The following is a 23,883-nucleotide window of genomic DNA, read 5'->3' on the forward strand; positions in this document are numbered from 1 at the left end:
GGGCGGGGGGGCCCCCCCCCCCCCCCCCCCCCCGCCCGGTCAGTCGGTGCCGCTTCTGGTGTCCCCCAGATCCGGCAGCAGTTCCGGGACGATGGGCGGAATGGTGATCTCCGGTTTGGGGAGCTCGGTGGCCTCGCTCCGGGAGGCGGAGGGTGTGCCGCTCCCGTCACGCCGTGAGCCCGGCCGCTCCCCGTCCCCGGAAGGGCTCCCTTCCCGGGCCTCCCCGGCGCCCCCGGTCTCCCGGGAGCCGGAGGGGGTGGCGGGTTGCCCGGTCGTCTCCCGCGGTCCGCCCCGTGCGCCGTCCGGCGCGGACGGTGTCGGGCCGGACGTGCGGCCGTCGTCCGTACGGCTGTCGCCGGTGCCGCCGCCGGTGGACTCCGCGTCCTGCGGGGTGTCGCTCAGCAGCGACCGCAGCGGGGTGATCTCGTCCTCTATGGCGTCGAGGACGGAGCTGACCTCGTCGCCCACCTCCGTGAGCGGCAGGGGGAGGCGGTCGCGCACCTGGCCCCACACATCGCGGTGGGACCGGGAGAAGGACGACAGCTCGCGCATCGGGCCGAGCGCCCCCTCCCGCTCGTAGGCCCTGCTGAGCAGGCGGTGCCCCTCGGAGGCGTCGTGCCGCATGCGGGAGAGCACCCTGCGGATGTCGGTGAGCGACTCCTCGTCCAGCGGGCCCGACCGGGTGCGCTCCAGCAACCGCCTGGTCTCGTGCAGCCGGGTCGCGGCGTGGTTCAGATGGACCTTGCCGCGGTCGGCGTCGTCGTCCGCCAGGTCGAGTTTGAGGTCCTCCATGCCGAGCTTGAGCCCGTAGAGGGTGTCGCCGGGGAGGGCGTCGGTACTGGCCGCCGCGGCGCCGGTGAAGGCGCCCGCCGCGACGCCGAAGCCCAGGCCGCCCACCGCGAGGCCTCTGCCGAGCCGGCTTCTGGGGCGGAGTCTGCCCAGCGGGCCGACGGGAAGGGCGCGGCGCGCCCCGCCGTGGCCCGTGCGGGCGCCGGCGGCCCGGGAGCCCTCGCCGTCCTCGGCGAAAGCGCTCTCCGCGGCGGCGACGAGGCGCGCCCGCTGCGCGGCCCTGACATCGGCGGCCAGTTCCGGCTTCGGCAGGGACGCCAGCCTGCCGGCCAGTGCCAGCAGGATCTCCTCCCCGCCCGGCTCCTTCGCCGTCCCGGCCGGCCGCGGGGCGTCGGGGTCGGCCGGGACGGCCGGGACGGTGCTCGCGGACCGGTCGGCCGCCGCGGTGTCCCCGGGCTCACGCTCGTCCAGGGCCTGGGCGAAGGCGTTTGCCCGCCGGCTCGGCGATACGGCTCCCATCACGGGCGGCCCTCCTCTCATCAGCACGGTCGACTCCCTGCCCCACCGGAGGGTCGCACGGCCCGCCGGGGGAGCGTCCGCTCGGGTGCTCCCGCCCCGGTGCGGGGCCGTGGGAAGTCTGCAAACCGCACAACGACCGCCGAGCGCGGCGGGTTACGCCCTACGGATGATTCGACGACCCGCGTCACCCCGGGGAAGGGGGCGGTCGCCGTCGGTTACCGGCTGTCCTCCGGGAGGAGCCGGGCCAGGGTCCGCACGGCCCGGTACTGGAGGGTCTTGATCGCTCCCTCGTTCTTCCCCATGACCCGTGCCGTCTCCGCGACCGACAGGCCATGGAGGAACCGGAGGGTCACGCACTCCTGCTGCTGGGGGTTGAGTTTCCGCACCGCCTCGAGCAGGGCGGCGCTGGACAGCGACTCCAGGACCGAGTCCTCGGGGCTGCGCTCCACCTCGTTGGCGTCGAGCATCTCGCCGGTGGTGACCTCCAGGCGGAAACGGCTCGACTTGAAGTGGTCGGCGACGAGGTTGCGCGCGATGGTCACCAGCCATGCGCCGAAGTCCCGGCCCTGCCAGGTGAAGGTGCCGATCCGGCGCAGGGCGCGCAGGAACGTCTCGCTGGTGAGGTCCTCGGCGACGGCCCGGCCGCCGACGCGGTAGTAGATGTAGCGGTAGACGGTGTCGGAGTACCGGTCGTAGAGGCAGCCGAAGGCCTCGGCCTCACCGCCCTGGGCCCGTTCGACGAGCTCCATCATGCGGCGGCTGTCGCCGTCCGCCACCGGGCGGCGTACGGCCCTCGACGTGGCGGACGGCGCGGCGGACGACGAGGACGACGAGGACGACGAGGACGACGAGGACGACGAGGAGGCGCGGGTCCGCCGGCCGAGCGGTGTGGCGCCCGCGGCGGCTCCCTCGGCCAGTGCGTAGGCGGGGGTGGCGGGGACGGGTACGGCGAAGGCGGGGGCGGCGTGCGCGGTGGGGACGAGGGCGCGCAGTCGGTCTGCGACCGTCGTGCGCAGCGCAGCCAGGCCCGAGGCGTCAACCCCGACGTGTGGGTACACGGGACTCCCAGAGGCAGAGCTTCCATCACGTGCAGTGCGGGACCGTCCGCCCGTCACAGGGGCGTGTGGACACCGGATTGCGTCTGAGGAGAATAACGCTTCGTACAGGCTGTGCTACACCTAGTTGCCGAAATCGCCGGTTAGGTTTGCGCTGTTACACGTTTACGGCAGGTCATCAGGCGAAACCGGTATGTGTTCCGACCGGTTCGTGTGCGAAGTTGACCGGGTCGCCGCTCGCTTGTGCTCGGTGACGGGCCGTCCCGCGGTCAATGGGCCGTGATGTCCGCACTGTCCGGCGACCGGGCGCGCCGGACCGGGGGGCCGCCTCACCCGTACGGGCCGTCCGGCGCACGGGAGTGCGAAGCGCTGCCGGCGGCGCGTCCGGCCCGCCCCGCCGCCTACCGCCGCCGGCGCTGGATCGCCAAGGCCGCCGCCGCGCCGCCGGCCACCGCGCCGACCCCGGCCGCGGCCGGGATGCCGACCTTCGCCGCCTTCCGGCCGGTCCGGTAGTCGCGCAGCCGCCAGCCCCGCTCGCGCGCGTGCGCGCGCAGCCTGCTGTCCGGGTTGACGGCGTACGGATGCCCGACGAGGGAGAGCATCGGGATGTCGTTGGCCGAGTCGCTGTAGGCGGCGCACCGCGAGAGGTCCAGGTCCTCGGCGGCGGCCAGCGCGCGCACCGCCTCCGCCTTGGCCGGGCCGTGCAGCGGCTCGCCGACCAGGCGTCCGGTGTAGACGCCGTCGACGGACTCGGCGACGGTGCCCAGCGCGCCGGTCAGCCCGAGCCGGCGGGCGATGATCGTGGCGGTCTCCACCGGCGCGGCGGTGACCAGCCACACCTTCTGGCCCGCGTCCAGGTGCGCCTGGGCCAGGGCGCGGGTGCCCGGCCAGATCCGGCCGGCCATGTACTCGTCGTAGATCTCCTCGCCGATCTCCATGAGCTCGGAGACCCGGTGACCCCGGACGATGGACAGCGCGCTGTCGCGGGCGTCCTCCATGTGCCCGGCGTTCTCCGCGCCGGCCAGCCGGAAGTACGCCTGCTGCCAGGCGAAGCGGAACAGCTCGCGCTTGTGGAAGAACTTCCGTTTGTACAGACCGCGGCCGAAGTGGAACAGGGCCGCGCCCTGCATGATCGTGTTGTCGAGGTCGAAGAAGGCGGCGGCCCGTACGTCACCGCGGACCGGGAACTCCGGTTCCGCCGGTTTCCCGGGCTCTCCCGGGGGGAGCTCGTCGACCGCCCGGGAGGTCTTGCGCGCCGCCTCGGCGGCGGCCTCGCCTGCGAGCACGCTGCGAGCCGTCGCCGAACGCCTGCGGGTGAGGAGTTTCGCGAGAGCGGCCATGCCGCGAGCATAGCCACTGGGACCGGCGGTTCCGTGACGAGCCGGTGACGGCGGGGCGGGTAGCGCGCCAACAGGGGAGCGCGGGGCGCGCGGGGAGTACCGCGCGGGGGCGCGGGGGGTCCCGGGGAGGGGCGCGGCGGCGGCACAATGACGGACATGAGGACCGTCACGCTCATCGGCAAACCCGGATGTCATCTGTGCGACGACGCGCGCGCGGTGGTCAGCGAGGTCTGCGCGCGGCTGGGCGCGCGCTGGGAGGAGAAGGACATCACACAGGACGAGGAGCTGTACCGCAGGTACTGGGAGCAGATTCCGGTGGTGCTGGTGGACGGCGCGCAGCACGACTTCTGGCGGGTGGACCCGCGGCGGCTGAGCGCGGCGCTGGAGGCCTGACCGGAGCCGGTCCGCCGGCCGGCCGGGCCGCGGGCCGCGGCGCGCATCCGAGAGGCGCAACAGGTGGAAGACGCGCCGGGGGTGCTCCGCGCTCCGGCCGCACATGTGGCGCCTGTCACTTTGGCCGGACAAAGCGGACACCATCTTTGTGCACACGTTCACAAAGACATAGCCTGGTCGGGACGGAGCGGTCCGGACATGTGTCCAGCAGATGTCCAGCAGGGCCGCTCACCGTTTCGCGCAGACGGCAGGAGCACCGTGGCAACTGGCCGAACCCACCGACCGGCGACCCGCAGCCGAGGAATCCCCGAGGCCACCGTCGCCCGTCTTCCGCTGTACCTGCGGGCGCTCACCGCGCTCTCCGAGCGCTCGGTGCCCACGGTCTCCTCGGAGGAACTCGCCGCCGCCGCCGGGGTGAACTCCGCCAAGCTGCGCAAGGACTTCTCCTACCTCGGCTCGTACGGCACCCGCGGGGTGGGCTACGACGTGGAGTACCTCGTCTACCAGATCTCCCGCGAGCTCGGGCTGACCCAGGACTGGCCGGTCGTGATCGTCGGCATAGGAAACCTGGGCGCCGCGCTCGCCAACTACGGCGGCTTCGCCTCGCGCGGCTTCCGGGTCGCCGCGCTGATCGACGCGGACCCGTCGATGGCCGGGAAGCCGGTCGCCGGCATCCCGGTGCAGCACACCGACGAACTGGAGGAGATCATCCGGGAGAACGGGGTGTCCATCGGCGTCATCGCCACCCCCGCCGGAGCGGCGCAGCAGGTCTGCGACCGGCTGGTGGCCGCCGGGGTGTCCTCCATCCTCAACTTCGCGCCGACCGTGCTGTCCGTCCCCGAGGGCGTGGACGTGCGGAAGGTGGACCTCTCCATAGAACTGCAGATCCTCGCCTTCCACGAGCAGCGCAAGGCGGGTGAGGAGGCGGCCGGCGAGGGGGCGGACACCACCCCGCCCGCGGCGCCGCCCGCCGCCGCCGTGCGCCGCCGGGCAGGCGAGGGAACCGAGCAGGGACCTGACGGGGACGTGCCCGCCGTGATGCCCGCATGAACGAGTGGACCGTACGGGGCGCGGCGGAGCGCGTCCCGGCCGGGGACCGTCCCGGTCGGAGCGGGGGAGGAGCATGAGTCTGCTGGTCGTCGGGCTCAGTCACCGCAGTGCGCCGGTGAGCGTGCTGGAGCGTGCCTCCCTGGCCCCCGGGACACGGGACAAGCTGCTGCAGGACGCGGTGAGCGTCGAGCCCACCGCGGAGGCCGCGGTGCTCGCCACCTGCAACCGCATCGAGCTGTACGCCGACGTGGACAAGTTCCACGCCGGTGTCGCCGAGCTGTCCGGCCTGCTGGCCCGGCACAGCGGCGTCGGTCTGGAGGAGCTGACCCCGTACCTGTACGTCCACTACGAGGACCGCGCCGTCCACCACCTGTTCTCGGTGGCCTGCGGGCTGGACTCGATGGTCGTCGGCGAGGGGCAGATCCTCGGCCAGATCAAGGACGCGCTGGCCGTCGCGCAGCGCCGGCACACCGCCGGGCGGCTGCTGAACGACCTGTTCCAGAAGGCCCTGCGGGTCGGCAAGCGGGCGCACAGCGAGACCGGCATCGACCGGGCCGGGCAGTCCCTGGTCAGCTTCGGGCTCCAGCAGCTGGCGGGCGGGAGCCCGGCGGCGGAGTGGGTGCGCGGCAGGCGGGCCCTGGTGATCGGGGCCGGTTCGATGTCCTCCCTCGCCGCCACGGTCCTCGCCCGGGCCGGTGCGGCCGAACTGGTGATCGTCAACAGGACGCTGGAGCGTGCCCGGCGGCTGGCGGCCGGACTCGACGGCGACGGTGTCGCCGCGCGCGCGGTGCCCCCCGGGAAGCTGGCCGCCGAGCTTCCGCACGCCGATGTCGTCGTCTCCTGCACCGGTGCCGCCGGACTGGTGCTGACGGCCGCCGAGGTGGCGGCCGCGCTCACCTCGCGCACCGCCGCCCGCGGCCCGGAGCAGGCGCCCGGCGAGCCGCTCGCCCTGCTCGACCTCGCCATGCCGCGCGACATCGACGCCGCCGCGCACCGCCTGGAGGGCGTACGGTTGGTGGACATCGAGTCGCTCGCCGAGGCCGCCGCCGACGCTCCCATGGCCGCGGACGTCGACCGGGTGCGCGGTATCGTCGCCGACGAGGTGGCCGCCTTCGGCGCGGCCCAGCGGGCCGCGACCATCACGCCCACCGTGGTCGCGCTGCGCGCCATGGCCGCCGACGTCGTCGCGGCCGAGCTGGCCCGCCTCGACGGGCGGCTCCCCGAGCTCGACGCGCGTCAGCGGGCCGAGATCAACCAGACCGTACGCCGGGTCGTCGACAAGCTGCTGCACGCCCCGACCGTGCGCGTCAAGCAGCTCGCGGGCGAACCCGGCGGGGCCGGATACGCCGACGCGCTGCGTGAGCTGTTCGACCTGGACCCCCAGACAGTCGCCGCCGTCAGCAACCCCGAACAGGAGCGGCAATGAGCACCGACCCGTCCCGGCCCCTGAGGCTCGGGACCCGCCGCAGCCGACTCGCCATGGCCCAGTCCGGGCAGGTGGCCGAGCGGGTCAGGCAGGTCACCGGGCGACCCGTGGAACTGGTGGAGATCACCACCTACGGTGATGTCTCCCGCGAGCACCTGGCCCGGATCGGCGGTACCGGCGTCTTCGTCTCCGCGCTGCGCGACGCGCTGCTCGCCGGGGAGATCGACTTCGCCGTCCACTCCCTGAAGGACCTCCCCACCGCCCAGCCGGAGCGGCTGGCGCTGGCCGCCGTGCCGGTGCGGGAGGACCCCCGCGACGCGCTGGTCGCCCGGGACGGACTGACCTTCGAGCGGCTGCCCGACGGCGCGCGGGTCGGCACCGGCTCACCGCGCCGCATGGCCCAGCTCAACGCCTGGGCCCGGTCGCTGGGCCGGGACATCGAGACCGTGCCGATCCGCGGGAACGTCGAGACCCGTATCGGGTACGTGCACTCCGGCGAGCTGGACGCGGTCGTCCTCGCCGCCGCCGGCCTGCGGCGCGTCGGCCTGATCGGCGAGGCCACCGAGCTCCTCGACCCCGGCACGGTCCTGCCCGCCCCCGGACAGGGGGCGCTGGCCGTCGAGTGCGCGGCGACGCGCACGGACCTCGCAGCACGGCTCGCCGAGCTCGACGACCCGCGAACCCGGGCCGCCGTGACCGCCGAGCGAACCCTGCTCGCCGCCCTGGAGGCCGGCTGCAGTGCTCCTGTCGGAGCACTGGCCGATCTGCCGGACGACAGGCAGGATGTCACCGAACTGCGCCTGCGCGGTGTCGTCGGCACCACCGACGGCACCACACTGGTGCAGCTGTCCACCACCGGTCACGTACCGGCGTCCGCCGACGGGGCGCTCGCCACGGCTCAGGCCATGGGGCGCGAACTCGCCGACGAGATGCTCGCCAAGGGCGCGGCCGGTCTGATGGGGGAGCGAGCACATTGAGCCCCACCACCAATCACTCGTACGGCGCCCACGGGCACGTCACCTTCCTCGGTGCCGGGCCCGGGGATCCGGGACTGCTGACGCTGCGCGCCGTCGAGGCGCTGGCGCAGGCCGACGTGCTGATCGCCGATCCGCAGGTGCACGACGTCGTGCGGGCGCACGCCCGGCCGGGCGTCGACACCCCGCTCCGGGCAGCAGCGGGTGGCGACACGTCAACCGCCCTCGCGGAGGCCGTCGCCGACGTCGCCGACACGATAAATCTTGTCATGCGGGCCGCGCGCGGCGGCAGGCGGGTGGTCCGTGCGGTGCAGGGCGATCCCGGCCTCGACGCCAACGCGGCCGACGAGATGCTGGCCTGCGCGGCCGAGGGCATCACCTTCGAGGTGGTGCCCGGTATCGCCAACGCCGTCGGCATCCCCGCCTACGCCGGGGTGCCGCTGCGCAACGGCCACGGCGCGGACGTCCGCTTCCTGGACTCGGGGACGGCCGACGCCCGGGCGTGGAACGAGGCCGGGGCCAGCGACGCCACCCTGGTGGTCGCCACCACCCTGGAGTCGGTCGCCGCCACCGCCGCCGAACTGGTCACGGCGGGCCGCAAGCCCGACACCCCGCTGACCGTCACGGTCGACGGCACCACCACCCGGCAGCGCACCTGGACGGCCACGCTCGGCTCCATCGGCCAGCAGCTCAAGGCCGCCAAGGTGCTGCCCTCACCCGGCGGCGCCCGGCCCGCGATAGCCGTGGTCGGGGAGCGCGGTGCCGCAGCGCAGCGCGACCGGCTGGCCTGGTTCGAGTCCAAGCCGCTGTTCGGCTGGCAGGTGCTCGTGCCCCGCACCAAGGAGCAGGCCGCCTCCCTGTCGGACCAGCTCCGCAGCTACGGCGCGGTGCCCAGCGAGGTGCCGACCATCGCCGTGGAGCCGCCGCGCACCCCGCAGCAGATGGAGCGCGCGGTCAAGGGCCTGGTCACCGGCCGCTACGAGTGGATCGCCTTCACCTCGGTCAACGCGGTCCGGGCGGTGCGCGAGAAGTTCGAGGAGTACGGCCTGGACGCCCGCGCCTTCGCCGGGATCAAGGTCGCCGCCGTCGGGGAGCAGACCGCCCGGGCGCTGGTGGACTTCGGCGTCAAGCCGGACCTGGTGCCCAGCGGCGAGCAGTCCGCGGCCGGGCTGCTGGAGGACTGGCCGCCCTACGACCCGGTCTTCGACCCGATCGACCGCGTCTTCCTGCCGCGCGCCGACATCGCCACCGAGACCCTGGTGGCCGGGCTGATCGAGCTGGGCTGGGAGGTCGACGACGTCACCGCCTACCGGACGGTGCGCGCCTCGCCGCCGCCGGCCGCGACCCGGGAGGCGATCAAGGGCGGCGGCTTCGACGCCGTGCTGTTCACCTCCTCCTCCACCGTGCGGAACCTGGTGGGCATCGCCGGCAAGCCGCACAACGTGACGGTGATCGCCTGCATCGGCCCGGCGACCGCCAAGACCGCGGAGGAGCACGGGCTGCGGGTGGACGTCATGGCCCCGGAGCCGTCGGTGCACAGGTTGGCAGAGGCGCTCGCGGAGTTCGGCGCGAAGCGCCGGGCCGCCGCCATCGAGGCGGGCGAGGCGGTGCAGCGGCCGAGTGAGAAGCGCCCGGCGCGCAGGAGGGCGAGGACTTCGTGAAGACCGGCGGTGACGCGTACGGCGGTACGTACGGCGGCGACGGCGGATACGGCGCGGGCCGTCCGGGCGGCGGCTACGGGGACTTCCCCGTGGTCCGTCCCCGGCGGCTGCGCACCACGCCGGCCATGCGCCGGATGGTCGCCGAGCACCGGCTCCACCCGGCCGAGCTGATCCTGCCCGCCTTCGTGCGGGAGGATCTGCGCGAGCCGGTGGAGATCTCCTCCATGCCGGGCGTGTACCAGCACACCCTGGACACCCTGCGCAAGGCGGCGGCCGAGGCCGTGGCGGCGGGCGTCGGCGGCATCATGCTCTTCGGGGTGCCCGAGGAGGCGAAGAAGGACGCCGTCGGCTCCCAGGGCACCGACCCGGACGGCATCCTCCAGCGCGCCCTGCGCGAGGTGCGCGCCGAGGTCGGCGACGACCTGGTGGTGATGTCCGACCTGTGCCTGGACGAGTTCACCGACCACGGGCACTGCGGCGTGCTGGACGAGCGTGGCCGGGTGGACAACGACGCCACCCTGGAGCGGTACGCCGAGATGGCCTGTGTGCAGGCGGAGGCCGGCTCGCACGTGCTGGGGCCCAGCGGGATGATGGACGGCCAGGTCGGCTTCGTCCGCCGCGCGCTGGACGAGGCCGGGCACCAGGACGTGTCGCTGCTGGCGTACACCGCCAAGTACGCCTCCGCGTTCTACGGGCCCTTCCGGGAGGCGGTGAACTCCTCCCTGACCGGCGACCGCCGCAGCTACCAGCAGGACCCGGCCAACGCCCGGGAGTCGCTGCGGGAGCTGGCGCTCGACCTGGCCGAGGGCGCGGACATGGTGATGGTCAAGCCCGCGCTGCCGTATCTGGACGTGCTGCGCCGGGTCGCGGACGCGGTGGACGTGCCCGTCGCCGCGTACCAGATCTCCGGCGAGTACGCGATGGTCGAGGCGGCGGCGCAGCGCGGCTGGATCGACCGGGACGCGGCGATCATGGAGACGCTCACGGGTGTGAAGCGCGCGGGCGCGAACCTGATCCTGACCTACTGGGCGACCGAGGTGGCCCGGCGGCTGTCCTGAGCCGCCGGGAGCGGGCGCGGGCCGGGGTGGTGATCCGTCCGGGCCCGGCCGGTCAGTCCCGGGGGAAGCCGTCCGTGGCCAGGGTGAGCTCGACGGAGATGTCGGTGATCTTCACCCGGCTCGCCGAAGTCCGTGGTCAGCTCGCTGCGGTAGCCGCCGTCCTTGGGGTGGGTGAAGAGCCGGCAGCGGGCGGTGTACGGGTCGACGACGAGGTACGCCGGGACACCGGCGGTGGCGTACGCCGCAGGCTTGGGGCCGTAGTCGTTGGCGGCGGTGGACCGGGAGACGACCTCCACGACCAGCTCGACGTCCTCGGCGGAGAAGCGTCCGTGGGCGCCGGGCTCCGCACCGTCGACGATCTTCGCCAGATCGGGGGCGAAGCCGTTGAGACGGCCGGGGGAGTCGATGCGGACATCGGAGATGATCTCCGTGTCCGGGCCGAACCGGTCCTCCAGCTGTCGCAGGACCTTCCTGATGATGTCCCAGTGCGTCCAGCACTGTGGCGTCATGAAGACGGACCCCTCGACGATCTCGACCTTGTACCCCTCGGGGACGGGCATCCGCTCCAGACGCTCGAAGAGTCCGTCCAAGGTGGTCTCGCCGGACCCGGTCATCTCGATCCTGCCGGCCGGCTCGACGGTCACGGTGACGCTCCTCCCCGCCGCGCCGGGACGCGCGGCCGCGCGGTACAACGACATGCCCGCTGCGGGGGGTCACGCCGGGGCGCAGGAGAGTGCCGGCCGGGGTGAACCCGGCGGCCGCGCCGGGGGTCTTCCCCGAGGGTGCCGGACTCCGGCACCGGGCCGAGCGGATCGAGACGCGGCAGGGAGGCGGACGGGTGATGACGACCGATACCGGGGGAGAGGGCCGGCCGCCGGTGACGCCCGAGGAGTGGCGGGCCTATCTGACCGAGTACAACGACTGGTACCTGAGCGGTCTGAGCGAGGAGGAGCACGAGGAGTTCGTCGAGTACCACCTGGACGAGCGGCAGGCGGAGCAGCGGTGGCTCGGGTACGAGCCCGCCGGTGAGCAGGAGCTGGCCGAGGCCGAGGAACGGCTCGGTGTCCGGCTGCCGCCGAGCCTGCGGGGCTTCCTGAGGGTCAGCAACGGCTGGGGACCCGTCTCCGAGTGGACCGACGGGCTGCTCCCCTGCCAGGAGATCGACTGGTTCCACAAGATGGACGACACGTTCGTCAACGCGGCCGAGGAGCATGAACCGGAGACCGAGGAGGAGCGTGCCGAACACCGCGAGTTCACCGCCTTCCTGCGGCGGTGCCTGACCGTCGCGTACGGCGAGGACGACTTCCTGCTGGACACCGGGAGGGTGTCTGCCGACGGGGAGTACGAGGGGTATCTGCTCGCGGTGAAGTACGGAGAGTTCGAGGGGCCGTACCCGAGCTTCGGCGCGCTCGTCGTGGCGGGCCGCGAGGAGATCGCCGGTCTGCGGTGACGCCGGGTCCGTGCCGCGGACGGCACGGACCCGGCCGGCGCGCCGTCAGCCCTTGACGCAGACCACCTGCCGCAGCTTCGCCACCACCTCGACCAGGTCGCGCTGCTGCTCGACGACCTGCTCGATCGGCTTGTAGGCGCCGGGGATCTCGTCCACCACACCGGAGTCCTTGCGGCACTCCACGCCCCGCGTCTGGTCGGCCAGGTCCCGCGCGGTGAACCGCTTCCGCGCCGCGTTGCGGCTCATCCGCCGGCCCGCGCCGTGGGAGGCGGAGTTGAAGGACGCGGGGTTGCCCAGGCCGCGGACGATGTACGAGCCCGTCCCCATCGAGCCGGGGATGATGCCGTACTCGCCGCCACCCGCGCGGATCGCGCCCTTCCGGGTGACCAGCAGGTCCATGCCGTCGTAGCGCTCCTCGGCCACGTAGTTGTGGTGGCAGGAGATGACGGGCTCGAAGGCGGGCCGCGCCTTCCTGAACTCCTTGCGGACCACGTCCTTCAGCAGGCCCATCATGACCGCCCGGTTGTACCGGGCGTACTCCTGCGCCCAGAACAGGTCGTTGCGGTAGGCGGCCATCTCGGGGGTGCCGGTGGTGAAGACGGCCAGGTCGCGGTCGACCAGGCCCTGGTTGTGCGGCAGTTCCCGGGCCACGCCGATGTGGTGGTCGGCCAGCTCCTTGCCGATGTTGCGGGAGCCGGAGTGCAGCATCAGCCAGACGGCGCCGTCCTGGTCCAGGCAGACCTCGATGAAGTGGTTGCCGCCACCCAGGGTCCCCAGCTGCCGCGCCGCCCGCTCCCGGCGGAAGCGGACCGCCTCGGCGATGCCGTCGAAGCGGGACCAGAAGTCGTCCCAGCCGGCGGCGGGGGAGTCGGGCAGGCGGTCCGGGTCCACCGGCTCGTCGTGCAGGCCGAAGCCGACCGGAATGGCCTGCTCGATGCGCGAGCGCAGCCGGGACAGGTCGCCGGGCAGGTCGTTCGCGGTGAGCGAGGTCCGCACCGCGGACATGCCGCAGCCGATGTCCACGCCGACGGCCGCCGGGCAGACCGCGTCCCGCATGGCGATGACCGAGCCGACCGTGGCGCCCTTGCCGTAGTGGACGTCGGGCATGACGGCCAGCCCCTTGATCCACGGCAGCGTCGAGACGTTGTGGAGCTGCCGCATCGCGGACTCCTCGACGCCGGCCGGGTCGGTCCACATCCGGATCGGCACCCGGGCGCCGGGAACCTCGGTGAACGGCATGCTCGTTCCTTTCCCTGGAAGTGCGTGCGGGCACGCTCCGCCATCCGCGGCGGGTCACATACGGATCACATACGTCCGGGCGTACGGGCACACAAGGCGGACGTACTACTGCATATGCCCCGGCGAACGGAGGTTCCGGGGCGCGTGCGGTGGAGATCGTGCGGTAGACATTGTGTTCTGCCGCCACCGCGTGGCGGCAACGTGTTTTCGAGTGTTCCCGCGGACGAGGGGGTTGGGCAGTGCTGCGGAAGGGGTACGCCGCCGGTGCCGCGCTCGTCGCGCTGCTGGCCGCCGGCTGCACGGGCGGTTCCGGGGCGGGCGGCCCGGCCGCCGACAGCAAGCCCGGTGCCGTCAGCGCCGAGGCCGCCACGGCTCCGCCCGGCACCCACCGCGACCTGCCCGAGCCGTGCGGCACGGTCGGCGTCGGGCTCCTGCGGGAGCTGCTGCCGGGCGCGGAGGGCGACGGGGAGGACGGGGAGGACGGGGAGGACGGCGGCGCGACCCCGGCGGCGTACGAGGGGGAACAGACCGTCACCTACGACAACGACCGCCGCGTCGGCTGCCGCTGGAAGAGCTCCAGCGGGACGGACGGCCGCCGTCTGCTGGTCGACTTCGAGCGGATCGTCTCCTACGACCCGGCCGTCAGCGACGACGCACGGGCGGAGCGCCGCTACGCGGAGATGGTGGCGGAGGCCGGGGCGGCCTCCGCGCCGCCGTCGGGGGGACGGACCACGTCCCCGGTGGAGACGGGTTCGGCGGAGCCGGGCCGGGAGACCGCGGACGGTGGGAACGCCGACGGTGAGACCCCGGAGACGCGGCCCACGCCGGGCGCGGAAACGGCCCCGCGCGCACTGGAGGAGATCGGCGACGCGGCGTACCTCGACGACGAACTGGTCGCCGCGGACTCGGGCGTCCGCCGTGACATCACCCTGGTCTTCCGCACCGGGAACGTCATCGTCACCGTCGAGTACGAGCAGTGGACGACGGACGGGGACCAGCCGTCCGACGGCACCGAACCGCAGGAGAGGGCGAAGAAGCTCGCCGAGCGGCTCGCCGGGCAGTTCGACGACGACTGATCCGGGCCGACCGGCCGGCCGGGCCGGCGGGCCGGTCGGAGGCGACTGAGACGACGGCCACACCCGGCCGCGACGGGGCCCGGGGGCGCCGCGGCCGTCCTAGGCTTCCCCAGGTGTCACCCCTGTGGCGTACCGTGCCCTCCGACAGGGCGGCCCGGGCGCCCCGCACCTCCGGAAGCGAAGGAACCATGCACCGTAACGCCAAGCGCATCGTCGTCCGTACGCTTGCCTGCGCCGCCGTGCCCGTGCTGCTGGTCGCGGGCTGCTCCTCCGGCTCCGGTGGGGAGGACTCCGCCAAGTCCGCCAAGTCCTCGGCCGCCCCCTCCACCAGCGCGCCGCCCAGCCCGGCGCCGGTGAAGTTCACCACGCTGCCCAACCCGTGCGAGACGCTCACGAAGAAGACGGTCAAGGCCGTGGTGCCGGGGGCGAAGACGGGGAAGAACCTCGGCTCCAAGGACGCCGACGGCTACGGCACCTGTCTGTGGAGCGGTCTGGACGACTTCCAGTACCGGGCGCTGACCGTCTCCCTCAAGCGCTTCGACTCGGACGTGACGCTCGGCAGCGGCGGTCAGCGGGCCGCGAAGTACGCCGGGCAGCAGGTGGCCGCCGTCTCGCAGGACACCGCGAACAAGAACGTGAAGGACACCCCGCTGGACGGGGTCGGCGACCAGGCGACGTCCATAGCCTTCGAGACGGAGAAGAAGAGCGGCAAGAAGGCCGAGGAGTACCGCGGGCAGCGGGTGGTGGCCATCACCGACAACGTCGTGGTGACCGTGGACTACGAGGGTGCCGGCTTCGAGACCGGCAAGACGCCGAAGGCCGACGCGATCCGCAAGGACGCGGAGAAGGCGGCGAAGGAGGCCGTGGCGGCGGTCAAGTAGGGGACGAGCGGGGTCCGCGGGCTCCCCTTCCCGTTCCCCTCCCGTCCTCTCCTCCGCCTCTTCCCCCGCCGCTTCTCCCGCTCTTTCCTGCGCCTTTCGCTCTCCTGTGCGGTTCTTCCGTAGTATCGCGACCCACACCCGCCCCACGCGCCGTCCCGGCCGGGAGGCGGGCGGCCGCCGACGACTTCGCGAGGAACCCGCAGTGCAACTGACCCGGACTCACCGCATACTCATCGGCGTGGTCGTGGCCGGCGCGGTGGTGATCGCCGCCATCGGGTTCGCCGGCTCGTACGCCGCCGTCCGCGACCTCGCCGAGAAGAAGGGCTTCGGGGACTTCGCACCGTTCTTCCCCATCGGCATCGATGCCGGGATCGTGGTGCTGCTCGCCCTGGACCTGCTGCTGACCTGGATCCGCATCCCCTTCCCGCTGCTGCGCCAGACCGCCTGGCTGCTGACGGCCGCCACCATCGCCTTCAACGGCGCCGCCGCCTGGCCGGACCCGCTGGGCGTGGGGATGCACGCGGTGATCCCGGTGCTGTTCGTCGTCTCCGTGGAGGCGGCGCGGCACGCGGTGGGCCGGATCGCGGACATCACCGCGGACAAGCACATGGAGGGGGTGCGGATCTCGCGCTGGCTGCTGGCCTTCCCCTCCACCTTCCGGCTGTGGCGCCGGATGAAGCTGTGGGAGCTGCGCTCCTACGACCAGGTCATCCGCATGGAGCAGGACCGGCTGGTGTACGAGGCGCGGCTGCGGGCCCGCTACGGGCGCTCCTGGAAGCGCCGGGCGCCGGTGGAGGCGCTGATGCCGCTGCGGCTGGCGCGGTACGGGGTGCCGCTGGCGGAGACCGGTCCGGCGGGGCTGGCCGCCGCCGGCATCGAACCGCAGCTGCTCCCGGGGAGGAGCACGGGCGAGGGCACGGGTGAGGACACGGGACAGGGCGCGGGCGGCGGTGCGGCCGCCGCGGTGCGGGCGGCCGGGGAGCCCGCCGGAGAGGTGGCCGCCCCGGAGAAGGCCGTACCCGAACTGGCGCCGCCCGCCCGGAACGGGACCCGGGACCGGGCCGGGGACGAGACCCCGGCGGAGCACGGGGTCGTGCCCCGCGAGTGGGAGGCGCCCGTGGAACCGGATCCCGGGCCGGAACAGGAGCCCTCCGAAGCCGCGGTACCGGCCGCACCGGCCCCCGCGTACGCCGCCGAGGCCGCGCCCGCCAGGGCGGAGGTGACCGTGCCGGTCTCCCAGGGCCGCCGCCGTCCGATGGGGCAGCCGGCCCCCGGCGGGACCCGGGCCGCGTACGCGTACTCCGTACTCGCCTCGGACGAGCCGGTGCCACCGCCGCCGGAGCCGGAGGACGCCGGGCCGCTCGGCATCCCGGACGGCGCGCTCTACACGGACGTCTACTACCGGGCCTACCGGGACTTCGTGGCCGAACACGGCGGCCGTCCCAACGCCCGGCAGCTGGCCAGGGTCCTCCACGACGAGCACGGCGTGACCAACGCCGAGGGCGGTCTGCTGAGCGAGAGCCACCTGCGCATGTACCTGCGGGACTTCAAGGACCGCTACAACGACGAGATGGGCCTGGGGGGCTGACCGCCCACCAGACCCGTCGCGTCATCCCGTCACGTACCCGCCGCCGGGGGCCGGCTGTGAGACCCGCCGCCGGGGCCGACTGTGAGACCCGCCGCCGGGGCCGGCGGCGTCAGGCGCCCAGCAGCTTGCGCACCCGGTCCGCGCCCACCGCCAGCAGCAGGGTGGGCAGCCGCGGGCCGGTGTCGCGGCCGACCAGCAGCCGGTAGAGCAGGGCGAAGAACGCGCGCTGGGCGGTCTTCAGCTCCGGGGTCGGCTTCGCCTCCGGCGACAGGCCCGCCCGGACCTTGGGCACGCCGTAGACCAGCGTGGTCAGCCCGTCGAGAGACCAGTGCTCGTCCAGCCCGTCCAGCAGCAGCCGCAGCGCCTCGCGCTCACCCTCGTCCAGCGAGGCCAGCAGCTCGGTGTCCGGCTCCTCGCGCACCCGGGTGCGCTGTTCGGCCGGGACGTGGGTGGTGACCCAGCGCTGTGCGCAGTCCAGCCGCGGGCGCGTCTCGTCCAGGGAGCGGACCGGGTTGTCCGGGTCCAGCTCGCTCAGGATCCGCAGGGTCTGCTCCTCGTCGCCGGTGGTGACGTCCACCACCGAGGCGAGCGTGCGGTACGGCAGCGGGCGCGGCGTCCGGGGCAGTTCGCCGGCCGCCGTGGACGTGGCCCGGCGGTACGCCGCGGCGTCCGCGGGCTGCGCGGTGCCGTCGGCGACCTTGCGCTCCAGGGCGTCCCACTCGTCGTAGAGCCGCTGGATCTCCTGGTCGAAGGCGATCTTGAAGGACTGGTTCGGCCGGCGGCGCGCGTACAGCCAGCGCAGCAGCGGCGCCTCCATGATCTCCAGGGCGTCGAGCGGGACGGGCACCCCGCCCCGGGAGCTGGACATCTTCGCCATGCCACTGATGCCGACGAAGGCGTACATCGGGCCGATCGGCTGCTGCCCGCCGAAGATCTTCACCAGCTGGCCGCCGACGACGAAGGACGAGCCCGGCGACTGGTGGTCCACGCCGGAGGGCTCGAACACCACGCCCTCGTACGTCCAGCGCATCGGCCAGTCGACCTTCCAGACCAGCTTGCCGCGCCGGTGCTCGGACAGCAGGACCGTCTCCTCGTGGCCGCACCGGCACACGCACGTCATGCGCGTGGTGTCGTCGTCGTACGAGGTGATCGTCGTCAGGTCGCGGTCGCAGGCGGAGCAGTACGGCTTGTACGGGAAGTACCCGGCGCCGCCCGAGCCGCCGTCGTCCTCGCCGGCCGCGCCGGAGCCCTCGGCGGCCTCGATCTCGGCGGCCGCCAGCTCGGCGTCCTTGGGCTTCTGCTGCTTCTTCGCGGCGCTCTCCGGCGCGGCCTTGGTGCGGTAGCGGTCCAGGACGGCGTCGATGCGCCCTCGCTCGCGCATGGCGAACAGGATCTGCTCGGTGTACGCGCCGGAGGTGTACATCTCCGTCTGGCTGATGCCGCGCACCTCGATGCCCAGCTGGTCGAGCGCCTCGGCCATGGCGGACCTGAAGTGCCCGGCCCAGCTGGTGTGCTCGCTGCCGGGCGGCGCGGGTACGGAGGTGAGCGGCTTGCCGATGTGCTCGGACCAGGAGGCGTCGACCCCGGCGACTCCGGCCGGGACCTTGCGGAAGCGGTCGTAGTCGTCCCAGGACAGGATGTGCTCGCAGGCCACGCCACGCCGCCTGATCTCGTCGGCGACCAGGTGCGGGACCATCACCTCGCGCAGATTGCCCAGGTGGATGGGGCCGGAGGGGCTCAGACCGGAGGCGCAGACGACCGGTTTGCCCGGGGCACGGCGCTCCGCCTCGGCGATGACCTCGTCGGCGATGCGGGAGACCCAGTCGGCGGTCTCGGTGCTCTGAGCCACGGTCGGCACGTCCCTTTCAGGTCTTTCGGGTCTTTCGTGTGTCGGGATGACGGAACCATTGTTTCAGACGGGCCGGGACACCGGCGCCCGATTGTGGGGCGAGCCCCGGGGACCGCCCGCGTGGGATACTGGACCGGTCCGGAAACCCCACTCAGAGGAACGGCACTCCTACATGGCCTCGGTCCCCTCCCTCGCCGCCACCGTCCACCAGCGCGTCGCGGACGCCCTCTCGGCTGCTCTGCCGGAGGCCGCCTCCGCGGACCCGCTGCTGCGACGCAGCGACCGGGCGGACTTCCAGGCCAACGGGATGCTGGCGCTGGCCAAGAAGCTCAAGGGGAACCCGCGGGAGCTGGCCGCGAAGGTCGTCGGGGCGATGTCCGGGACTGCTGGGAACACCGAGGCCGCCGGGGAGACCGGGGAGGCCGTGATCGCCGGGGTCGAGGTCTCCGGGCCGGGCTTCCTCAACATCACCGTCTCCGACGCGGCGATCACCGCCACCCTGGCGGCGCGGGCCGCCGACGAGCGGCTGGGCGTGCCGTACGCGGAGACCCCGGGCACCACGGTCATCGACTACTCCCAGCCCAACGTGGCCAAGGAGATGCACGTCGGGCACCTGCGGTCCACGGTGATCGGCGACGCGATCGTGAAGATCCTGGAGCACCGCGGCGAGAAGGTGGTCCGGCGGCACCACATCGGCGACTGGGGCACCCAGTTCGGCATGCTCATCCAGTACCTGGAGGAGCACCCGCACGAGCTGGACCACTCCGGCGGCGACGGGTCCGGCGAGTCCGGGGAGGCGGCCATGTCCCGGCTGAACCGGCTCTACAAGGACTCGCGGGCGCTGTTCGACTCCGACGAGGAGTTCAAGGCGCGGGCCCGGGACAGGGTGGTGAAGCTCCAGAGCGGGGACGAGCGCACCCTGGAGACGTGGCGGCGGATCGTCGGCGAGTCGATGATCTACTTCCACGCCGTCTACGACCAGCTCGACGTGGAGATCCACGACGCGGACGTCGTCGGCGAGAGCGCCTACAACGACGACCTCCAGCAGGTCGTGAAGGACCTGGAGGCCGACGGGGTCGCGGTCCGCTCCGAGGGCGCGCTGTGCGTGTTCTTCGACGACGTCAAGGGCCCGGACGGCAAGCCCGTCCCGCTGATCGTGCAGAAGTCCAACGGCGGCTTCGGCTACGCCGCCACCGATCTGGCCGCCATCCGCGACCGGGTCGGGAGGCTGGGCGCCGACACCCTGCTGTACGTGGTGGACGCCAGGCAGGCGCTGCACTTCAAGATGGTCTTCGAGACCGCGCGGCGGGCCGGCTGGCTGCCCGAGGGCGCCGCCCGGCAGCTGGCGTTCGGCACCGTGCTGGGCAAGGACGGCAAGCCGTTCAAGACCCGGGAGGGCGAGACGGTCCGGCTGGTGGACCTGCTGAACGAGGCCGTCGAGCGGGCCACGGCCGTGGTGCGGGAGAAGGCCGAGCAGGGCGGGCTGGAGCTGACGGAGGAGGAGATCGCCGAGCGCGGCGCCCAGGTGGGCATCGGCGCGGTGAAGTACGCGGACCTGTCGACGTCGATGTCCCGCGACTACGTCTTCGACCTGGACCGGATGGTCTCGCTCAACGGCGACACCAGCGTCTACCTGCAGTACGCCTACGCCCGGATCCAGTCGATCCTGCGCAAGGCGGGCGAGGCGCGCCCGGCGGCGCACCCGGAGCTGGCCCTCGCCTCGGCGGAGCGGGCCCTGGGGCTTCATCTGGACGAGTTCGCCGAGACGCTGGCGGGCGTGGCCGAGACGTACGAGCCGCACAGGCTGGCCGCGTACCTGTACCAGCTCGCCTCGCACTACACGACGTTCTACGACCAGTGCCCGGTGCTGAAGGCCGGGGACGAGGCGACGGTGGAGAACCGCCTCTTCCTGTGCGAGCTGACCGCCCGCACCCTGCACCAGGGGATGGCGCTGCTGGGCATCCGCACGCCCGAGCGGCTCTGAACCGGCTCCGAGCCGTACGGCGCGGACGAGGTGGGGCGGGCCCGGCGGCCCGCCCCACCGGCGTTCCCGGCGCGCTCAGCCCTCGCGGTGCACCTTGGTGTTGGACGCCTGGGCGCGGGGGCGGACGATCAGCAGGTCGACGTTGACGTGCGGCGGGCGGGTCACGGCCCAGACGACGGTGTCGGCCACGTCCTCGGCGGTCAGCGGCTCGGCGACGCCCTCGTAGACCTTGGCGGCCTTCTCCTCGTCCCCGCGGAAGCGGGTGAGGGAGAACTCCTCCGTGCGCACCATGCCGGGCGCGATCTCGATGACCCGCACGGGCTGCCCGCACACCTCCAGACGCAGCGTCTCGGCCAGGACATGGGCGCCGTGCTTGGCCGCGACGTAGCCCGCGCCGCCCTCGTAGGTGCCGTGGCCCGCGGTGGAGGACAGCACGAGGACCGTGCCGTCGCCGGAGGCGGTCAGGGCCGGGAGCAGTGCCTGGGTCATGTTCAGCACGCCGAGCACGTTGACCTCGTACATCGACCGCCAGTCGGCCGGGTCGCCGGTGGCGACCGGGTCCAGGCCCAGGGCGCCGCCCGCGTTGTTGACCAGCACGCTGCCGGGGGCGAGGGGGCCGAGCCGCCCGGCGAAGGCGTCCACGGCGGCGCGGTCGGTGACGTCCAGGACGTACGCCTCGGCCCGGTGGCCGGCGCCGGTCAGCTCGGCGGCCAGGGCCTCGACGCGCTCGGCGCGGCGGGCGGTGAGTACCGTCCGGTAGCCCTCGGCGGCCAGCCGCCGCGCGGTCGCGGCTCCGATGCCGCTGCTCGCGCCGGTGACGACGGCGGTGGGCGCGGCGGGCCGTGCTGCGGCGGGTCGCTCGGCGGACTGGGTCATGGGCGGGCCCTCCCGGTGGTGGATGTCGCGGTGCCGCTCGCAGGATAGGTCCGGGGAGTCCGGAGGGCCGGAGCGGGCCGCCTCACCCGCCCCGCGGCGCGTACATGCTGCGGTCTTCCGGGGGACGACCCCCGGACCCCCGGCCGCCTCACCCGCCCCGCGGCGCGTACATGATCAGGGCGACCCCCGCCAGGCAGACGAGCGCCCCCGTCACGTCCCAGCGGTCCGGCCGGAAACCGTCCACCGCCATGCCCCAGAGCAGCGAGCCGGCGACGAAGACCCCGCCGTACGCCGCCAGGATGCGGCCGAAGTGGGCGTCGGGCTGGAAGGTGGCGACGAAGCCGTACGCGCCCAGCGCGAGCACCCCGGCGCCGATCCACACCCAGCCGCGGTGCTCGCGCACCCCCTGCCAGACGAGCCAGGCGCCGCCGATCTCCAGCAGGGCGGCGAGGGCGAAGAGGACGGCCGAGCGGGCGACGAGCATGCCAGGAGGCTACGGGCTGCCGTACGGGCCCTGCCCGCGAGGGGTTCCCGGGGCCGCCGGGGACCGGTTCCCTTCCCGGTGGGGGTCAGGGCCACACCAGGCAGTACGCCTGGTGGCCCGCCTCGTGGAGGCGGTGCGAGAAGTCCTGCCACTCGTGGAGGAGCTGGTAGACGTCGAAGGCGTCGCGCGGACCGCCGCGGTCGGGGACGGTGGACCAGATGAAGGCCGCCGCGCCCACCGACTCCTCGCCGACGCCCCGCAGCGGGTCGGTGACCGTCATGGGCAGCTTGACCACGGCGTAGTCGGAGTGGAGGACCACCAGCTCCAGCGGGGGCACCTTGTGCAGCGGTATGCCCTCGATGCCGGTGAGGACCATCGCGGCCACCGTCTCCGGCTTGATCCGGGTGAACATGCCGTGGCCCAGTTCGTCCCCGCCCAGTTCCTCCGGGCGCATCGAGATGGGCACCCGGGCGGCTGTGGCGCCGTCCGGTGCGCCGAAGTACTTGTAGGTCACCCCCACCCGGCCACCCTTGCCGATCCTCGTCTCCGCCGTCTCCGCCGTGTCGGCGGTCTCCGCCGCCTCGGAAGCCCTGCGCCGGTGCCGGCCCCGTGCGCGCCTGGGACCGATGTCCCCCGTGCCCTCGCCCAGTCCGCCACCGCGCTGCATGTCACCACCCAACCGACCACCCGCGGCTCCGCCGCGCGACCCGATCATCGTCTCAGAGACCTCCCCTTCTGGCGGGCCGTGAAACGCCCGGCCGCACATGTGCGCGAGGCTCTGAGACCATGGCTTGCGTGAACTATCCGTACGATGCACCAGTATCGCAGTCGCTGTACGACCGTGCCGCCGTTGTGACACCTGGAGGAGTGAACTCTCCGGTGCGCGCCTTCGGCGCCGTGGGCGGTACGCCCCGCTTCATGGTGTCCGGTACCGGTCCGTACCTCACCGACGCGGACGGCCGCGAGTATGTCGACCTCGTGTGCTCGTGGGGACCGATGATCCTCGGGCACGCCCACCCCGCGGTGACCGAGGCGGTCCGCGCGGCGGTCTCGCGCGGCACCTCCTTCGGCACCCCGGGACAGGGCGAGGTCGAGCTGGCCGAGGAGATCGTCGCCCGGGTCGCCCCCGTTGACCAGGTACGACTGGTCTCCTCCGGCACCGAGGCCACGATGTCCGCGATCCGGCTGGCGCGCGGTTTCACCGGCCGGAGCAAGGTGGTCAAGTTCGCCGGCTGCTACCACGGCCATGTGGACGCGCTGCTGGCCGCCGCCGGTTCGGGGGTCGCCACCTTCGGTCTGCCGGACACCCCGGGGGTGACCGGCGCACAGGCCGGGGAGACCCTGGTGCTGCCGTACAACGATCTGGACTCGGTCGCCGCCGCCTTCGCCGCGCACCCCGGCGAGATCGCCTGTGTGATCACCGAGGCCTCGCCCGGCAACATGGGCGTGGTGCCGCCGCGCGAGGGCTTCAACGCCGGGCTGAAGCGGCTGTGCGAGGCCGACGGCGCGCTGTACGTCTCCGACGAGGTGATGACCGGCTTCCGGGTCTCGAAGGCCGGCTGGTACGGCCTGGACGGCGTCGTGCCGGACCTGATGACCTTCGGCAAGGTGATGGGCGGCGGCTTCCCGGCCGCGGCCTTCGGCGGCCGGGCCGACGTGATGGCCCGCCTCGCCCCCGCCGGGCCCGTCTACCAGGCGGGCACCCTCTCCGGGAACCCGGTCGCGACGGCGGCCGGACTGGCCCAGCTGCGGCTGCTGGACGACGCGGCGTACGAGCGGCTGGACGCGGTCTCGGCCGAGCTCCGGTCGCTGGTCACCGAGGCGCTGGCCAAGGAGGGCGTGACGCACCGGCTGCAGCGGGCGGGCAGCATGTTCTCGGTCTTCTTCACCGGCGATGACGACGAGGACGTCGTGGACTACGCCGCGGCCGGGCGGCAGGAGACGTTCCGCTACACCGCCTTCTTCCACGAGATGCTCTCCCGGGGCGTCTATCTGCCGCCCTCGGCCTTCGAGGCGTGGTTCGTCTCCACCGCGCTCGACGAGCGGGCCGTGGAGCGGATCGCGGACGCGCTGCCCCACGCCGCCCGCGCCGCGGCGCGGGCCGGCGGGGACGGCTGGGCCGACGAGAAGGGGGAGGCGAGGGCGTGACGGCCACGGCGAGCGGCCCCGGGAACGAACCGGCCGACGGTCC

The 23,883-nt window shown here is 73.5% G+C and carries 21 protein-coding genes; 12 read left to right on the forward strand and 9 right to left on the reverse strand.

Annotated features, from left to right (window positions below; translation table 11 throughout):
- Positions 1-39: 39 nt before the first annotated feature.
- From V1L54_RS13390 to V1L54_RS13400, 3 genes are all read right to left on the reverse strand, one after another.
- Positions 40-1,308 (reverse strand): DUF5667 domain-containing protein, encoded by a 1,269-nt coding sequence (locus tag V1L54_RS13390; protein WP_330118209.1) that lies wholly within the window; start codon positions 1,306-1,308, stop codon positions 40-42.
- A gap of 215 nt (positions 1,309-1,523) precedes the next feature.
- On the reverse strand, positions 1,524-2,366 hold the full coding sequence (locus tag V1L54_RS13395) for an ECF subfamily RNA polymerase sigma factor, BldN family (protein WP_330118210.1): 843 nt from the start codon (positions 2,364-2,366) through the stop codon (positions 1,524-1,526).
- Positions 2,367-2,764: 398 nt separating this feature from the next.
- Positions 2,765-3,703, reverse strand: a complete 939-nt coding sequence (locus V1L54_RS13400; protein ID WP_330118211.1) for an HAD family hydrolase — start codon at positions 3,701-3,703, stop codon at positions 2,765-2,767.
- Between the two features lie 156 nt (positions 3,704-3,859).
- Here V1L54_RS13400 and V1L54_RS13405 point away from each other — a divergent pair, with 156 nt between their 5' ends.
- From V1L54_RS13405 to hemB, 6 genes are all read left to right on the forward strand, one after another.
- A complete protein-coding gene (locus tag V1L54_RS13405) occupies positions 3,860-4,096 on the forward strand; it encodes a glutaredoxin family protein (RefSeq protein ID WP_233221578.1) in 237 nt (78 codons plus the stop codon).
- Between the two features lie 258 nt (positions 4,097-4,354).
- Complete coding sequence (locus tag V1L54_RS13410) at positions 4,355-5,146, forward strand: redox-sensing transcriptional repressor Rex (RefSeq protein ID WP_330118212.1); 792 nt, start codon at positions 4,355-4,357, stop codon at positions 5,144-5,146.
- 73 nt (positions 5,147-5,219) lie between these two features.
- Entirely contained in the window at positions 5,220-6,572 is a 1,353-nt protein-coding gene (locus tag V1L54_RS13415) for a glutamyl-tRNA reductase (protein WP_330118213.1), read from the forward strand.
- Positions 6,569-7,549 carry a hydroxymethylbilane synthase gene (hemC, locus tag V1L54_RS13420; RefSeq protein WP_330118214.1) on the forward strand — a complete coding sequence of 327 codons (981 nt, stop codon included), beginning with the start codon at positions 6,569-6,571 and terminating at the stop codon, positions 7,547-7,549. Before V1L54_RS13415 ends, hemC begins: the two co-directional genes overlap by 4 nt.
- Complete coding sequence (locus tag V1L54_RS13425) at positions 7,546-9,207, forward strand: bifunctional uroporphyrinogen-III C-methyltransferase/uroporphyrinogen-III synthase (protein WP_330118215.1); 1,662 nt, start codon at positions 7,546-7,548, stop codon at positions 9,205-9,207. The genes hemC and V1L54_RS13425 overlap by 4 nt, the downstream gene beginning before the upstream one ends.
- 125 nt (positions 9,208-9,332) lie before the next feature.
- The gene (hemB, locus tag V1L54_RS13430) at positions 9,333-10,265 is read left to right on the forward strand and encodes a porphobilinogen synthase (RefSeq protein WP_330118419.1); all 933 of its coding nucleotides are present in this window, start codon (positions 9,333-9,335) and stop codon (positions 10,263-10,265) included.
- Here the strand turns inward: hemB and V1L54_RS13435 are convergent.
- Positions 10,229-10,909 carry a Uma2 family endonuclease gene (locus V1L54_RS13435; RefSeq protein WP_330118216.1) on the reverse strand — a complete coding sequence of 227 codons (681 nt, stop codon included), beginning with the start codon at positions 10,907-10,909 and terminating at the stop codon, positions 10,229-10,231. The genes hemB and V1L54_RS13435 overlap by 37 nt on opposite strands.
- A gap of 197 nt (positions 10,910-11,106) precedes the next feature.
- On the opposite strand from V1L54_RS13435, the gene V1L54_RS13440 reads away from it, so the two are divergent.
- Complete coding sequence (locus V1L54_RS13440; RefSeq protein WP_330118217.1) at positions 11,107-11,715, forward strand: SMI1/KNR4 family protein; 609 nt, start codon at positions 11,107-11,109, stop codon at positions 11,713-11,715.
- A gap of 45 nt (positions 11,716-11,760) precedes the next feature.
- Here the strand turns inward: V1L54_RS13440 and V1L54_RS13445 are convergent, their stop codons facing one another.
- Positions 11,761-12,954: an RtcB family protein gene (locus V1L54_RS13445; protein WP_330118218.1), complete on the reverse strand. Its 1,194-nt coding sequence runs from the start codon at positions 12,952-12,954 to the stop codon at positions 11,761-11,763.
- A gap of 239 nt (positions 12,955-13,193) precedes the next feature.
- On the opposite strand from V1L54_RS13445, the gene V1L54_RS13450 reads away from it, so the two are divergent.
- The 3 genes from V1L54_RS13450 (at position 13,194) to V1L54_RS13460 (ending at position 16,499) form a co-directional block, all read left to right on the forward strand.
- The gene (locus tag V1L54_RS13450; RefSeq protein WP_330118219.1) at positions 13,194-14,030 is read left to right on the forward strand and encodes a hypothetical protein; all 837 of its coding nucleotides are present in this window, start codon (positions 13,194-13,196) and stop codon (positions 14,028-14,030) included.
- 188 nt (positions 14,031-14,218) lie between these two features.
- On the forward strand, positions 14,219-14,911 hold the full coding sequence (locus V1L54_RS13455) for a DUF3558 family protein (protein WP_330118220.1): 693 nt from the start codon (positions 14,219-14,221) through the stop codon (positions 14,909-14,911).
- 208 nt (positions 14,912-15,119) lie between these two features.
- The gene (locus tag V1L54_RS13460; protein WP_330118420.1) at positions 15,120-16,499 is read left to right on the forward strand and encodes a DUF2637 domain-containing protein; all 1,380 of its coding nucleotides are present in this window, start codon (positions 15,120-15,122) and stop codon (positions 16,497-16,499) included.
- Positions 16,500-16,608: 109 nt separating this feature from the next.
- Here the strand turns inward: V1L54_RS13460 and lysS are convergent, their stop codons facing one another.
- Positions 16,609-18,348, reverse strand: coding sequence for a lysine--tRNA ligase (lysS, locus tag V1L54_RS13465; RefSeq protein ID WP_330118221.1), 1,740 nt, complete (start codon positions 18,346-18,348; stop codon positions 16,609-16,611).
- Between the two features lie 172 nt (positions 18,349-18,520).
- Between lysS and argS the strand changes: the two genes are divergently transcribed.
- Positions 18,521-20,332, forward strand: coding sequence for an arginine--tRNA ligase (gene argS, locus V1L54_RS13470; RefSeq protein ID WP_330118222.1), 1,812 nt, complete (start codon positions 18,521-18,523; stop codon positions 20,330-20,332).
- A gap of 75 nt (positions 20,333-20,407) precedes the next feature.
- Here argS and V1L54_RS13475 read toward each other — a convergent pair whose 3' ends face one another.
- The 3 genes from V1L54_RS13475 to V1L54_RS13485 all read right to left on the reverse strand — a co-directional run bounded on the left by V1L54_RS13475 (position 20,408) and on the right by V1L54_RS13485 (position 22,359).
- Positions 20,408-21,208: an SDR family NAD(P)-dependent oxidoreductase gene (locus tag V1L54_RS13475; RefSeq protein WP_330118223.1), complete on the reverse strand. Its 801-nt coding sequence runs from the start codon at positions 21,206-21,208 to the stop codon at positions 20,408-20,410.
- A gap of 148 nt (positions 21,209-21,356) precedes the next feature.
- Entirely contained in the window at positions 21,357-21,692 is a 336-nt protein-coding gene (locus V1L54_RS13480) for a YnfA family protein (RefSeq protein ID WP_330118224.1), read from the reverse strand.
- Positions 21,693-21,777: 85 nt separating this feature from the next.
- On the reverse strand, positions 21,778-22,359 hold the full coding sequence (locus V1L54_RS13485; RefSeq protein WP_330118225.1) for a hypothetical protein: 582 nt from the start codon (positions 22,357-22,359) through the stop codon (positions 21,778-21,780).
- Between the two features lie 119 nt (positions 22,360-22,478).
- Between V1L54_RS13485 and hemL the strand changes: the two genes are divergently transcribed.
- The gene (gene hemL, locus V1L54_RS13490; protein ID WP_330118226.1) at positions 22,479-23,840 is read left to right on the forward strand and encodes a glutamate-1-semialdehyde 2,1-aminomutase; all 1,362 of its coding nucleotides are present in this window, start codon (positions 22,479-22,481) and stop codon (positions 23,838-23,840) included.
- Positions 23,841-23,883: the final 43 nt, after the last annotated feature.

The sequence above is a fragment of the Streptomyces rubellus genome, assembly GCF_036323805.1.
GTDB lineage: Bacteria > Actinomycetota > Actinomycetes > Streptomycetales > Streptomycetaceae > Streptomyces.

Excerpts from the sequence above, each read along its gene's own strand:
- V1L54_RS13390 (WP_330118209.1), bottom strand. The coding sequence starts at position 1,308 with ATGGGAGCCGTATCGCCGAGCCGGCGGGCAAACGCCTTCGCCCAGGCC.
- hemC (WP_330118214.1), top strand. The coding sequence starts at position 6,569 with ATGAGCACCGACCCGTCCCGGCCCCTGAGGCTCGGGACCCGCCGCAGC.
- V1L54_RS13405 (WP_233221578.1), top strand. The coding sequence starts at position 3,860 with ATGAGGACCGTCACGCTCATCGGCAAACCCGGATGTCATCTGTGCGAC.
- V1L54_RS13445 (WP_330118218.1), bottom strand. The coding sequence starts at position 12,954 with ATGCCGTTCACCGAGGTTCCCGGCGCCCGGGTGCCGATCCGGATGTGG.
- V1L54_RS13455 (WP_330118220.1), top strand. The coding sequence starts at position 14,219 with ATGCACCGTAACGCCAAGCGCATCGTCGTCCGTACGCTTGCCTGCGCC.
- V1L54_RS13415 (WP_330118213.1), top strand. The coding sequence starts at position 5,220 with ATGAGTCTGCTGGTCGTCGGGCTCAGTCACCGCAGTGCGCCGGTGAGC.
- V1L54_RS13400 (WP_330118211.1), bottom strand. The coding sequence starts at position 3,703 with ATGGCCGCTCTCGCGAAACTCCTCACCCGCAGGCGTTCGGCGACGGCT.
- V1L54_RS13485 (WP_330118225.1), bottom strand. The coding sequence starts at position 22,359 with ATGCAGCGCGGTGGCGGACTGGGCGAGGGCACGGGGGACATCGGTCCC.
- hemB (WP_330118419.1), top strand. The coding sequence starts at position 9,333 with ATGCGCCGGATGGTCGCCGAGCACCGGCTCCACCCGGCCGAGCTGATC.
- V1L54_RS13440 (WP_330118217.1), top strand. The coding sequence starts at position 11,107 with ATGACGACCGATACCGGGGGAGAGGGCCGGCCGCCGGTGACGCCCGAG.
- V1L54_RS13475 (WP_330118223.1), bottom strand. The coding sequence starts at position 21,208 with ATGACCCAGTCCGCCGAGCGACCCGCCGCAGCACGGCCCGCCGCGCCC.
- V1L54_RS13480 (WP_330118224.1), bottom strand. The coding sequence starts at position 21,692 with ATGCTCGTCGCCCGCTCGGCCGTCCTCTTCGCCCTCGCCGCCCTGCTG.
- argS (WP_330118222.1), top strand. The coding sequence starts at position 18,521 with ATGGCCTCGGTCCCCTCCCTCGCCGCCACCGTCCACCAGCGCGTCGCG.
- hemL (WP_330118226.1), top strand. The coding sequence starts at position 22,479 with ATGGCTTGCGTGAACTATCCGTACGATGCACCAGTATCGCAGTCGCTG.